A 12,219-nucleotide genomic window follows, 5' to 3' on the forward strand; every position below is an offset into this window, starting at 1 on the left:
TCGTTGTTTGTTTCGACCGCATCAAACCGGCGTGAACGATCGGCGGAATACCGGGTGGCTCAACGCTTTTCTCCCGGGCCGACGATTCGACAGCATGACCTCCGCGAACCCGATCGAATCGGCCGCAATCGTGCTCTACGAGGGGTTCGACGAACTCGACGCGATCGGCCCGTACGAGGTGTTCCAAAACGCCGCCGAAGCAGGGGCCGATCTCGACGTTGCACTCTGCACGCTCGAACCCGCAGACAGGGTGACGGCGAGTCACGGTCTCGTCATCGAACCCGACGCTGCGTTCGACGATCTCGCCGCCGACCCCGATCTCGTCGTGGTTCCCGGTGGCGGGTGGAACGATGGAGCCGAGCACGGCGCGCGGGCCGAAGTCGAACGTGGTGGGCTTCCGGACGCGATCGCGGAACGATATCGCAACGGCGCGGCTGTCGCGTCGGTCTGCACCGGCGGGATGATCCTCGCTGCGGCCGGTGTCCTCGACGGCCGGCCAGCGACCACCCACCACGGGGCGATCGACGATCTCTACGAGACGGCGGCAGAAGTGATCGATGCGAGGGTCGTCGACGATGACGACGTGCTCACCGCCGGTGGCGTCACCTCAGGGATCGATCTCGCGCTGTGGCTCGTCGAACGGGATCTGGGTACTGACACCGCCGATACGGTCGCCCGCGAGATGGAGTACGAACGCCGCGGTGAGGTGTATCGAGCCGACTAACTCCTTCCGGGTGGGACGTCGACGGAACCGAACGTCTCAAACCACACTCGGTCGGATGCCTCGGCATGGGAACCCCGCTCGATTCGCGTGAGGCACAGGCCGCCGAGGTCATCGACCGCCTCGCAACCGAGTACCCCGACACGACGATTTCGCTTGACTTCTCCACCCGGTTCGAACTCCTCGTTGCGGTGATCCTCTCGGCACAGTGTACCGACGAGCGGGTGAACGAGACGACTGCCGACCTGTTCGAAACCTATTCATCGCCGGAAGCGTTCGCGAACGCACCCCAGGAAGAACTCGCCGAAGCCCTGAACTCGATTACCTACTACAACAACAAAGCGAGCTACATCCGCGAATCAGCCCAGATCGTTGTCGACGAGCACGATGGCGAAGTTCCGGACACGATGACCGAACTCACCGACCTCCCCGGTGTGGGGCGAAAGACCGCGAACGTCGTGCTCCAGCACGGTCACGATGTCGTCGAAGGAATCGTCGTCGACACCCACGTCCAGCGGATCACCCGGCGGCTCGGGCTCACCGACGAGAAACGTCCCGAGAAGATCGAGACCGATCTGATGGCGTTCGTGCCCGAGGATCGCTGGCAGGCGTTCACGCACCTGTTCATCAGTCACGGTCGGGCGACCTGCACCGCGCGAAACCCCGACTGTGCCGACTGCACGCTCGAAGACATCTGTCCGTCATCGAAAGCCGATTCGGCCGTCGATCTCGCCAGCGGCGAGGCGTGGTGAACGACGGCCACCGATCGATCGTTTGTTTCGAACGATTGCGTGCCGTTTCGACCGAAAACGGATGAACGGCCGGCGGGGGTTTTTGCGGAGTATCCCGAAGCGATGGATGCAGCCAGTCCCGGGCTGCACTGCTGCGCGTGGCATCAGCCGATCGGTCCGGACCGGGACCGATCGGTTTTCACTCGACGAGACTCGATTCAGAACAGATAGCGGAGCGCGTACCTGGCCATCCCCACGATGTACGCCAGCAGCCAGAAGATCACGTAGCCGAACACGCCGATCCGGAGCCGGCTCCGCCAGTGATCCATCCGATCGGAGCCGATTTCGTCGAGCAGCACGTCCTCGTTGTAGTCGTGATAGAGGTTGTGCTCGCGCTTCGCGCGAAATATCCTGACGATCCCCGTGAAGCCAAACGCGAGCATTGCGTACGCCTGTAATCCCAAGATGGCGTGGAGCGCCGACGCACCACCCAACTGCTGGAACAGACGGGGCAACATCCACACCAGCAGGGGGATCGTCGTGAGCGCGAGGCCGGTGACGATGAACTTGAGATGGTAGGTCAGCACGCCCCACGTCACCTTCTCGGTGTCGATCATGATCCACGCACCGTAGAGAAAGCAGGGAAAGCTCGCCGTGACCAGCACCGCGACGATCGTCGCCACCGTCGCGTCGGCCAGCCCGAACATGGGAGAACTCGCCGCCGTGGGCGCTAAAGGTTGCCGAAACCCGCTCACGGGCGGTCGGAAAGCCTAACCCGGCCCGTGGCGTAGGTTGGGTGATGGCCGATCCTCGATCCTCGTCGTCGAGCGACGACGGGACCGCGGATGCGAGCGACCGCCCGGCGGACCGAGCCGAGGCTTCGGACGACGAGACGGCCGAACTCCGCCGACAGGTCGAGGAAACCTACGACTTCGAGGAGTTCGGGCCGCGGGACATGGCCGAGATGAGTCCCGAGGAGTGGGACGCCGCCTTCGACGAAGAGGCATGGATCACGGGCACGGAGCTCCTCGATCGCGTCGAGTCCGATCTGCTGAGTCGGGTTGCCGACCGGGAAGTGTTCGCCCGGATCGAGCGCGTCGACGATGGATTGCTCGCATACTCCGACGAGGGGTACGCCCACGTCGCGCCCGACGGCAGCGTCGAGGGCCGGGGAACCGTGCTGCGTGACGTCAAACCCACGGTCGCGCTCTGCTCGATGGACGACTACGACGTACCGAAGCCGCCCGACGGCGACCCGCTTCCCGATCCCGCGACGGTGCCGGAGGGGGGCGGCGAACTCGGTAACTGGATGCTACAAACCGTGGCCGCCGCCCAGCTCCTCGTCGGTCTCGGGTTGATCGGGGCGTATCTCGTGCTCTCGAGTGTCAGTACGATCGCCGCGCCCGTGCTCGGCCTGCTGTTCGTGGTGTTTTCGCTGCTGCTCTTCCTCCAAGTAGCGAACGCCCGGCTCTCGGACAAGTTCCGGGCGGAGGAGTACCGCGACCGGCTGCGTGCGGTCGGCGTCGGCTCGGGCGAGCGTCCCGATGTCCTGCCGGAGAAATACCGTGACGCTGACGGCGGACAGCCGGCCGGTGCGATCGCCGACACCGAGGCCGACGAGGAACGTTCACAGGGGGCCGACGGACGCGACGCCGAGGACTCCCGCCCGTCGGCATAGTGGCCACGGGCCCCGCATTCGGTGGACTTATGCGAAGCCAGACCCGAGTGCGGACACACATGAACAGGCGGGATTTTCTGCTGGCGACAAGTGTCGCGGCCGGCGGCACAGCCGCCAGCGGGGCGGCCGCCGCACAGCAGGGCAACGCCTCCGGTGGCAGCAACGAAACCGGGGGCGGCAACGCCACTGGCGGCAATCAAAGCGCCGGTGGGAATCAGAGCAGCGGTAACGCGACCGGTGGCAACGCAACCGGTGGAAACCAGAGCGCGGGCGGTGGCGGTGGTGGTGGCGGCACGACGACGACAGTACAGGTCGGTACCGGCTCGGGAACCTCCTTCGGTCCCGAGGAAGTCACCATCGCACCCGGTGGCACCGTCGTCTGGGAGTGGACCGGCGAGGGCGGCGCACACAACGTCGTCGCCGAGGACGAATCGTTCAACAGCGGGAGCCCGGAGGAAGGCAGCGGCATTACCTTCCAGCACACCTTTCAGGAAACCGGTGAGTTCCCTTATTACTGTGCACCCCACGAGGCCGTTGGGATGGTTGGCACCGTCATCGTGCAGGAAGGTGGCGCGAGCAGTGGCGGCGGTGGCGGCGAGGAGGAAGTCGATCCTGAGGAGATGGGCGTGGCGTTTCAAGCACACTTCGTCGGGATTGCCACTCTCCTGATGATGGTGATGTCGTTGATCTACACGTTCTTCGCCGTGAAATACGGTGAATCGCCGAACGCGAATGGAGGGAACAACTGATGAGTTCCTCCGGGAGCACGTACGGCGACATCCACCGGTACGAGCCGGCCCGCGAGAGTACCGCGGCCGCGATCGCGATCGTCCTCCTGACGGTGGTCGAGGTGGTGTTCGTTGGACTGTTCGCCTACGGCCTCGTCAGTGGATGGGGGACCGACGAACTCGGCAACATGTATCTCGGCGCGGCGCTCGCGATCGTGTTCGTGGATCTCGCCTTCATTCTCTCGCTCTACCGCAAGGAGTTCCTGCCGGACGTGATGATCGTCAAAAAACGCCGCCGGAAGTGGGAGGACCTCTACATTCGCGAGGAACAGCAGACGGGGACGAGCGCCACCGACGGCGCGTGGGACTCCGTGAAACGTGCAGTCTACCCCTACTACAAGCGATAAACCATGCCAGAAAACGAAGACCGATATCCAGCCGAGTCCGGACGAAGACGGTTCGTGAAGGGTGTCGTCGGTGCCTCAGCGCTCGGCGCGACCGGGATCTCGACCGCGCTCGCGACCAATCTCACCACCACCTCCTCAGGGGCCGGTGGCGGGGCGATCCAGTACTACGGCATCGAGAACACCGACGGGCCGGCTCCGCGTGGGTTGCCACAGATCCCCGTCGAGATCGACGACGAAGGCAATCTCAAAGGGATCTGGCCCGAAGTGAAGACGGAGACGGTCAACAACGAGGAGGTCCAGATCGCGGAGATGCAGCTCGGTGGCACCACCTACTCCAGCGAGTGGTTCCAGTACTGTGGCGTCCAGACCTACCCGGGTGTTCGGCCCGACACCGATCAGAGCAACTTCTTTCGGTCCGCCTCCTCGTCGAGCTACGATTGGCAGAGCGACATCGAAACCGGGGCACAGCTCACCGTTAGTGACTTCGACGACTACGAGACGTGGGGCAACGACATCGGCGAGAGCGGGATCGGCAAACCGGCACAGGCGACGTGGCGCTCGCAGGACCTTCCACCGCAGGAGACGATCCCGATTCAGGTCCTCAGAAGCACACGGATCGAAGAGATGGCGAAATCCGCCAGCGACCCGGCGGTTCGGGAGTGGCTGCAAGCCAGCACCGACCAGGGATTCATCGCGTGGCTCAACAAGTGTACCCACTTCTGTTGTGTCCCAGGGTTCAAGGAAACCGCCGAGTTCGGCGCGGCGAACTCGGTGTACTGTCCGTGCCACCAGTCGGTGTACGATCCGTTCAGCATCGTTCAGCGGCAGTTTACGTCGCTGCCGCGGCCCGAAGACACCGGGAGCAGCGAGTCCAGCTCCGGCGGTGGTGAGTGATCGATGAGTCTCGAACGTAGCGACGACCACGATCACGAAGGGTGGATGGAGCGAAAGGATCTCACGCCGATCGAGTCGACGTATCTCACCGTTCTGCTCTGGCTCGACAAGCGGTTGCGGCTGGTCGACTACCTCGAAGTCCTGGAGAACCTCTACTACAAGGTCAACCTCCAGATGCCGAAAAGCCACACCGAGCAGTACAACCTCGACAACAAGTTCTGGTACTGGTATCCGCTCTACGCGCTCGGGAGTTTCTCGACGATCGCGTACGTCGTCGCCGCCATCTCGGGCGCGCTGCTCGGCTTCTATTACTCGCCGGCAGCGGCGTCGGGGGCCTGTACCATCGACGGCGCATCGGTGGCGTACTGTTCGCTCACCGCGATCATGACCGACATCAACTTCGGGTTCATGCTCCGGTCGATTCACCGGTGGGCGGCGCAGGTGATGACCGCCGCCGTGTTCCTCCACATGCTCCGGGTCTACTTCACCGGCGCGTACAAGGAGCCCCGCGAGCTCAACTGGATCCTCGGCATCGTGCTCATCTCGCTCACGATGGTGTTCGGCTACACCGGCTACCTGCTGACCTGGGACCAGCTCGCGTACTGGGCGGGCCAGATCGGCGTCGAGATGAGCCTCTCGATCCCGCTGATCGGCGAGTGGGTCGCTCAGCTCATCTTCGGCGGGTTCTCGCTCGGTCAGGCAACCCTGATGCGGATGTATATCCTCCACGTGTTCTTCCTGCCGTTCGTGGTGACGGCGCTCATTGCCGTGCACATCGGCATCGTCTGGATGCAGGGCATCGCGGAACCCCACTAAGACAATGACCCGAGACAACGCCACCGACACGGACGAATCGAACGGGACCGACACGGGCGAGGGCGTCGCCGCCGACGGTACCGGCATCGTCGCGCCCGACGACGAGACCCCGACGTGGAGCGAGCGCAAGGAGCGTACCCAGGGGCTCTCACGGCTGACCTACGAGTACTTCGAACGGTCGCGCCGCGAGGACCAGGACCTCCGTACGGAGTCGAGCTACGTCGAGCGCGACGTGCTCGCGTTCCCGACGTGGCCCCACGAGATGGTCCGCAACCTCGCGCTGACGAGTTTCTTCGTCGGTCTGATCATCTTCCTCGCGGCGACGCTGCCGCCACACCTCGGCGCGCCCGCGAACCCGAGCCAGACGCCCGCGATCATCCTGCCGGACTGGTATCTCTACTGGTCGTTCGGCCTGCTGAAACTCGGGCCGTTGAACCCCGACCTCGCCGTCCTCGGTGGGAGTAAGCTCCTCCAGGACTCCACGTACGGCGTGCTCGCCAACCTCGTGGTGGTCGGGTTCATCGCGATCGTTCCCTTCCTCAACAAGGGGAGCGCGCGCCGGCCGGTCGAACAGCCGTTCTGGTCGGCCGTCGGCGTGTTCGGCGTGGTGTTCGCTGCGATGATCAGCACGCTGGCGATCAAGAACCTCGTGCCGGCGTGGATCGACACCAAGCTCCTGTTCGATCTGACCTTCCTCCTGCCGTTCGTGGCGGGGTTCATCACCTACGGCATCCTCCGGGCGATGCGTGAGGGGTACATGTTCGACCTGAACCGGCGGTACTACCGGCTCCGGCCGCCGCGGTAGCGTCGTGGGTTCAGACACCGGTTCCGGTTCCGAGGCCGACGGCAGCGACGGCGGGAACAGGGGCCGCGAGATCGTCGTCCCGCTGCGGACCTACAAGGCGGTCACGGTGTTCTCGACGCTGGTCGCAATCGTCTGCGTGCTGCTCGGGTTCGCCTTTCTCGACGCTGCCACTGCCGAGGCTGGCCCACTGCCGGTGTTGTTCGATCTGCTGCCATCGGTCGGACTCCCGGTCGGCTCGGACGTGGTCTCGCTCGTGCTCGTTCTGATCGGACTCGCACTCATCGGGCTCGGTGCCGGGGTGTACGTGCTCGGGACCCGCTTTCGCACCACGGGGATGCGGAACGCTCAAGACGACAGCGACGAACCCTCAGGCAATGAGTGACGAATTCGCCAAGGGGCTGGCGATGCTCACCGGCGGGCTGCTCGGCTGGATGGTGCTCTCGGGCTGGTACACCACCGAGAGCTTCGAGTCGACGAACCAGCTCATCGCCGAGCCACCGTCCGGCCTCGAGCTGTTCGGGACGCTTTCGCTCACCCTGCGGGAAGCCCTGTTCTGGTTCGCCATCGTCGGCGCGCTCGTCTTCTGGGTCCTCATCCCAGCGGGCCGCCAAGCGCGCATCGCGTGGAACGAACGCCAGTCGAGCTAACCTGCGTTTCGCGACCGACTTTCGACTCGAACTCCTTCCTTTTGAGCGACGGATGACCGCTGAACTGGCAGCGGCGGTGCGGGCCTGGCGTCTCGACGAATGCCAGAGCACGCTTTGCGTGCTCCGAACTCTCGTTCACTTCAGTTCACGAGAACGAAGTGAGTCAAGGCTCAGGAGAGCGAGGCTCTCCTGGCGGATGAAGGGCGAGCGAGTGAAACGAGTGAGGGCTTCGGCGGTGCTGTACGAAGCGGTTGCGGAAAGCGCCAGCAGTTCTACCGCTCGCTTCGCTCACGGAGACAGGTCTTTGCAGGGGATTCGAGGGAGCGAGCGAAGCGGGTGACCGAGAACCTCCTGTAAAAAGTAGGTGCTTAGTAGAACTCGCGGACGAGGTCGGTCGCGTCCTCGGGTGCGCCGTCCGGAATGTCGGCCATGTTCTCGTCGAGCCCGTGGCGCTCGTTGTACGGCACGGACTCCTCGTCCTGATAGATGACGCCCTGATACTCGGTGTCGTCGTCCATGATCTTCGCTTCGGCGGCGTCGCGATCGGTCGGGTCGTGGTCTTCCTCGTCGAGGTCGACGATCGTATCCCGGAAGTAGTCGTAGGTGTCGACGTCGTTGAACGTCACGCACGGGCTGTAGACGTTCACGAACCCGAACCCGTCGTGTTCGACCGCCTGCTGGACGATCTCGGTGTGGCGCTGGGCGTCCGACGAGAACGACTGGGCGATGAAGCTGCCGTCGGCGGCGAGCGCGAGTGCGAGCGGGTTGACCGGTGCCTGTTTCGGCCCGTCGGGCGTCGTCGCCGTCTCGAAGTCCTCGCGCGATGTCGGCGAGGCCTGCCCCTTCGTGAGGCCGTAGATGCGGTTGTCCATCACGACGTAGGTCATGTCCATGTTCCGCCGGACCGCGTGGACGAAGTGGCCCGCGCCGATGGAGTAGCCGTCGCCGTCGCCGCCCGAGACCATCACTTCGAGGTCGGGGTTCGCGCTCTTGACACCGATGCCAACCGGGAGTGCACGGCCGTGGACGCCGTGGAGCGCGTAGCTGTGCATGTACGTGCCGATCTTGCCCGAGCAGCCGATACCCGCCACCACGAACGTGTTGTCGGGATCGTTGCCGGTGTTGGCGAGCGCCTTCATCATCCCGTTCATCGTCCCGAAGTCGCCGCAGCCGGGACACCACGTGGGCTGCTTGTCGGACTTGAAGTCGGTGAATCTGACGTCTGAACTCATGTGGGGACCTCCTGGGCCGCGTCGAGTTTCTCGGTGATCCGCTCGGCCAGTTCGTCGGCCTTGAACCGCACGCCGTTGTACTTGTTTATCCGCTTGACCCGGGTAAGCGTGTCGCCTTCGACCACGTCGGCGAACTGCCCGGTCGCGTTGCACTCCACCACGATGACCTCGTCGGCGGCCTCGATCTCCTCGGTGAGGTCGGGCCGCGGGAACATGTACGGCACCGAAAGGAAGCGAATGTCGATGTCGGCCTCGTCGAGGAAGCCGATCGCCTCACGCATCGCGCCCTCGTTCGATCCCCACGAGAGCACGAGCGTGTCGGCATCGCTGTCGCCGAACTCGCGGTAGTCCCAGTCCTCCTCGTCCTTGGCGGTCTCGACTTTCTGGTTGCGTTTGTCGACCTGTTCGATCCGAACCTCCTGCTCCTCGGTTCGGCGGCCGAGCTCGTCGTGTTCGAGTCCGGTCGTCATGTGTGCCCCACCCGATGTTCCGGGCAACGTGCGCGGGCTGATACCGTCCGCGGCCGGGAAGTGAGGTTGGAACCGATCGCTGTCGTCGAGCCACGAATCGATCTCGTTCTCGTCGACGAGCTTGCCACGATCGATCTCGACACTGTCCATGTCGAACTCCTCGGGCTCGAACGTCTGTTCGGAGACCGCGAGCGCGAGATCGCCCACCAGGTAGACCGGGGTCTGGTACTTCTCGGCGAGATTGAACGCTTCGATCGTCTTGTGGAAACACTCCGACACCGTTGTCGGTGCGACCACGAACCGCGGAATCTCACCGTGACCGCCGTACAGGAGCATGTCGAGGTCGCCCTGCTCCTGTTTCGTGGGCATCCCGGTCGAAGGACCTGACCGCATCACGTCACAGATCACGAGCGGCGTCTCGCTGGTGGCGACGAGACCGAACGTTTCCGCCATCAGGTCGATCCCTGGGCCACTGGTCGCGGTCATCGAGCGCGCGCCCGCCCGCGCCGCGCCGAGCGCCATGTTGATGGCGGCGAGTTCGTCCTCGGCCTGCATCACGTGGCCGCCGTAGCGTTCGAGCCGGCCTTTCAGGTACTCCATCACGTCGGTCGCGGGGGTGATGGGGTAGCCCGAGTAGAACCGACAGCCCGCGGCGATCGCGCCCATACCGATTGCCTCGTCGCCGTTCAGCAGGACGTAGTCGTTGTCGGTGGTCTCGATGTCGTAGTCGAACTCGTCGTGGTCGAGCTCCTCGACGACGTGTTCCTCGCCGAACCGGGCAGCCTGGCGGTTGTTCTCGACGATCGACTCGCCTTTGTCGCCGAAGCGCTTTTCGAGCGCCTCGTCGAGGTTCTCGATCGGGAAGTTCGCGACCTCGCAGGCGGCCCCGAGCGCGACGATGTTCTGCATGAGCGCACCGCCGGCCTCCTCGGCGAGGCGTTTCAGCGGAACGGGGAGCCCGATCATTCCTTCGGGAGCCTCGAAGTCCTCCATCATCGTCCGCTCGCCGTCGTAGATGATGACCGAGCCCTCGTGGAGTTCGTCCATGTTCTCCTCGACCGTGCGCTGGGTCAGTGCGATCAGGATGTCGAGTCGATCGACGACCGACTCGACGCGCTCGGTCGAACTCCGGACCTTGTAGGCGGTGTATCCTCCGCGGATCCGCGAGGCGAAGTCCTTGGAGGTGAAGACGTGTCGGCCCGCCCGCGAGAGCGCCTGCGCGAAGATCTTCCCCGTGGAGTTGATCCCGTCGCCGGCCTCCCCACCGATGGCCCAGTTCAAATCGTCTGGCATGTGCTGGGTCCGGGTATGCTATCTGCGGACGAAAAGGCTTCGGAACGACCGTCAACATTGTCGACGACAGCGTATCCGTATTCGCTTGCGAGTACCTGATTCCAGCCGATCGGTTTCGTCACAGCCCCCGATACGACTCCTCTCAGCGGATGTATCGAAGTCCCTTTGGCAGGCCCACACCCAGCGTCGGCATGGAAGCGACACGAACTCGCGTGCGCGACAACCGGGTGGTCGGACCGGAAACCATCGCGCTCGATCTCGCGACGCCCGACGGGTTCGACGCCCGGCCCGGCCAGTTCGTCAAGCTCTCGCTCGATGTCGACGGCGAACGTCGCTCGCGGTTTTACACGCTCTCTTCACCCACGGTGGATGATACGTTCGAAGTCACCGTCGGTGTCGACCCCGACGGCGAGGTCGCCCCCTACCTCGCGGAGCTCGAAACCGGCGATTCGGTGACGATGGCGGGCCCGTTCGGCAGCGCACACTACGAGGACGAATCTCGGACGACGATCCTCGCGGGCGGTCCGGGGGTCGGACCCGCGATCGGGATCGCCGAACGCACCCTCGACGATGGCGGCGAGACAGCGGTGGTCTACCGCGACGACGATCCCGTCCACGAGGACCGACTCGACGCGCTCCGCGAGGCCGGTGCGACCGTCCACATCGTCGGTTCGGATGTTGATCTGACCGATCCAACGGCGGACGCACTCGCCGGTGACGCCGACGAACAGGTGTTCGTCTACGGGTTCGCTGATTTCCTCGACGCCGCGACTGACGCGCTCGCGGCCGCCGGCGGCGACCCCGACAGGGCAAAGATCGAGAACTTCGGTTAAACGTTTTTACTGCGGGGGATCGTGCTCGCTCCGCTCGCGCTCAACCCCTTGCAAAAACGTTTATCAAAAACCCCCGCTCGCTCACTTCGTTCGCTCGCGGTAGGGCTGTTGGCGCTCTCCGCAACCGCCACCGCACAGCACCGCCCGAGCCCTCAACGCGCGCTCGCTTCGCTCGCTCGCGCGTTTCGCCCTCGATCCGCCAGGAGAGCGACGCTCTCCTGAGCCTGCGGTCGCTCCGCGACCGCAGACGCCAGGACCGCACCGTCACCGCCCTGACCGACCACCGCGAAAATAAGCTCCCGACGGATAGATGGCGCACGCGCCCGAGTGTCGATCATGAGCCGACATCGGCCCGGATCGACGGCGACCCGCCGACGATACCTCGCGCTCGCGGCTACGATCGGCGGGTCACTCGCCGGCTGTCTCGGCGGTGACGGCGGCAGCGACAGCGAAGAGACCGGGACGATGGATACGGAGAAATCGGGTTCGGCTGCTGCCGACGAGACCACTACGGACGCCGCCGCGGCAATCGAATCGGCGACGCCAGGGACGACCACGGGCGGCGAGCTCGATCTTCGCGAGGCGAACGTCGTCGGTGTCGAGATCGACTCTACCGACGGTGGCTATCGTTTCGACGTGACGCTCTATCACGATGACGGCGGCGAGGACGGCTACGCGAACTGGTGGCAGGTCGAGACGCTTGATGGGGAGCGACTCGGTCGGCGCGACCTCCTCCATCCACACGGCACCACGCGATTCACGCGCTCGGAAACCATCGAGGTACCGGACGGAACGGAACGCGTCGTCGTCCGCGGCCACGACCAGACCCACGGCTATGGCGGCCAGACGATGCTCGTGACGCTCGAAACCGGCACGAGCGAGATCGTTCGGCAGGGCTCCGAGCCCCGGTTGTTCGATGGCAGCGGCTCCGGAGCAGCAACCACGACCAGCGACGGATGACAGG

General features: G+C 64.6%; 15 protein-coding genes. 12 read left to right on the plus strand and 3 right to left on the minus strand.

Going from position 1 to position 12,219, the window contains the following annotated elements; translation table 11 throughout:
- The first annotated feature begins 94 nt into the window (after positions 1-94).
- Positions 95-724, plus strand: coding sequence for a DJ-1/PfpI family protein (locus tag C449_RS05535; RefSeq protein WP_049913930.1), 630 nt, complete (start codon positions 95-97; stop codon positions 722-724).
- 65 nt (positions 725-789) lie between these two features.
- The gene (nth, locus tag C449_RS05540; RefSeq protein WP_006076987.1) at positions 790-1,473 is read left to right on the plus strand and encodes an endonuclease III; all 684 of its coding nucleotides are present in this window, start codon (positions 790-792) and stop codon (positions 1,471-1,473) included.
- Between the two features lie 197 nt (positions 1,474-1,670).
- Here nth and C449_RS05545 read toward each other — a convergent pair whose 3' ends face one another.
- Positions 1,671-2,159, minus strand: coding sequence for a DUF7321 family protein (locus C449_RS05545; RefSeq protein WP_006076988.1), 489 nt, complete (start codon positions 2,157-2,159; stop codon positions 1,671-1,673).
- Positions 2,160-2,251: 92 nt separating this feature from the next.
- Between C449_RS05545 and C449_RS05550 the strand changes: the two genes are divergently transcribed.
- From C449_RS05550 to C449_RS05585, 8 genes are read left to right on the plus strand one after another with little or no spacing between them, the layout of a single operon-like run.
- Complete coding sequence (locus tag C449_RS05550; protein ID WP_006076989.1) at positions 2,252-3,130, plus strand: DUF7319 domain-containing protein; 879 nt, start codon at positions 2,252-2,254, stop codon at positions 3,128-3,130.
- Between the two features lie 59 nt (positions 3,131-3,189).
- Complete coding sequence (locus tag C449_RS05555; protein ID WP_049913915.1) at positions 3,190-3,879, plus strand: plastocyanin/azurin family copper-binding protein; 690 nt, start codon at positions 3,190-3,192, stop codon at positions 3,877-3,879.
- The gene (locus C449_RS05560) at positions 3,879-4,265 is read left to right on the plus strand and encodes a DUF7318 family protein (protein WP_006076991.1); all 387 of its coding nucleotides are present in this window, start codon (positions 3,879-3,881) and stop codon (positions 4,263-4,265) included. The genes C449_RS05555 and C449_RS05560 overlap by 1 nt, the downstream gene beginning before the upstream one ends.
- Positions 4,266-4,268: 3 nt before the next feature.
- Positions 4,269-5,159, plus strand: coding sequence for a hypothetical protein (locus tag C449_RS05565; RefSeq protein WP_006076992.1), 891 nt, complete (start codon positions 4,269-4,271; stop codon positions 5,157-5,159).
- A gap of 3 nt (positions 5,160-5,162) precedes the next feature.
- Entirely contained in the window at positions 5,163-5,975 is an 813-nt protein-coding gene (locus tag C449_RS05570; RefSeq protein ID WP_006076993.1) for a cytochrome b, read from the plus strand.
- 4 nt (positions 5,976-5,979) lie between these two features.
- A complete protein-coding gene (locus C449_RS05575) occupies positions 5,980-6,780 on the plus strand; it encodes a cytochrome b (RefSeq protein ID WP_006076994.1) in 801 nt (266 codons plus the stop codon).
- Positions 6,781-6,784: 4 nt separating this feature from the next.
- On the plus strand, positions 6,785-7,162 hold the full coding sequence (locus tag C449_RS05580) for a DUF7315 family membrane protein (protein ID WP_006076995.1): 378 nt from the start codon (positions 6,785-6,787) through the stop codon (positions 7,160-7,162).
- Positions 7,155-7,427 (plus strand): DUF7314 family protein, encoded by a 273-nt coding sequence (locus C449_RS05585; protein WP_006076996.1) that lies wholly within the window; start codon positions 7,155-7,157, stop codon positions 7,425-7,427. Before C449_RS05580 ends, C449_RS05585 begins: the two co-directional genes overlap by 8 nt.
- Positions 7,428-7,795: 368 nt before the next feature.
- Here C449_RS05585 and C449_RS05590 read toward each other — a convergent pair whose 3' ends face one another.
- On the minus strand, positions 7,796-8,659 hold the full coding sequence (locus C449_RS05590) for a 2-oxoacid:ferredoxin oxidoreductase subunit beta (RefSeq protein ID WP_006076997.1): 864 nt from the start codon (positions 8,657-8,659) through the stop codon (positions 7,796-7,798).
- On the minus strand, positions 8,656-10,422 hold the full coding sequence (locus tag C449_RS05595; RefSeq protein ID WP_006076998.1) for a 2-oxoacid:acceptor oxidoreductase subunit alpha: 1,767 nt from the start codon (positions 10,420-10,422) through the stop codon (positions 8,656-8,658). The genes C449_RS05590 and C449_RS05595 overlap by 4 nt, the downstream gene beginning before the upstream one ends.
- A 191-nt stretch (positions 10,423-10,613) precedes the next feature.
- On the opposite strand from C449_RS05595, the gene C449_RS05600 reads away from it, so the two are divergent.
- Positions 10,614-11,255, plus strand: coding sequence for an FAD-dependent oxidoreductase (locus C449_RS05600; RefSeq protein ID WP_049913916.1), 642 nt, complete (start codon positions 10,614-10,616; stop codon positions 11,253-11,255).
- Between the two features lie 336 nt (positions 11,256-11,591).
- A complete protein-coding gene (locus tag C449_RS05610; protein ID WP_006077001.1) occupies positions 11,592-12,215 on the plus strand; it encodes a hypothetical protein in 624 nt (207 codons plus the stop codon).
- Positions 12,216-12,219 lie beyond the last annotated feature (4 nt).

The organism is Halococcus saccharolyticus DSM 5350 (genome assembly GCF_000336915.1).
Taxonomy (GTDB): Archaea; Halobacteriota; Halobacteria; order Halobacteriales; family Halococcaceae; genus Halococcus; species Halococcus saccharolyticus.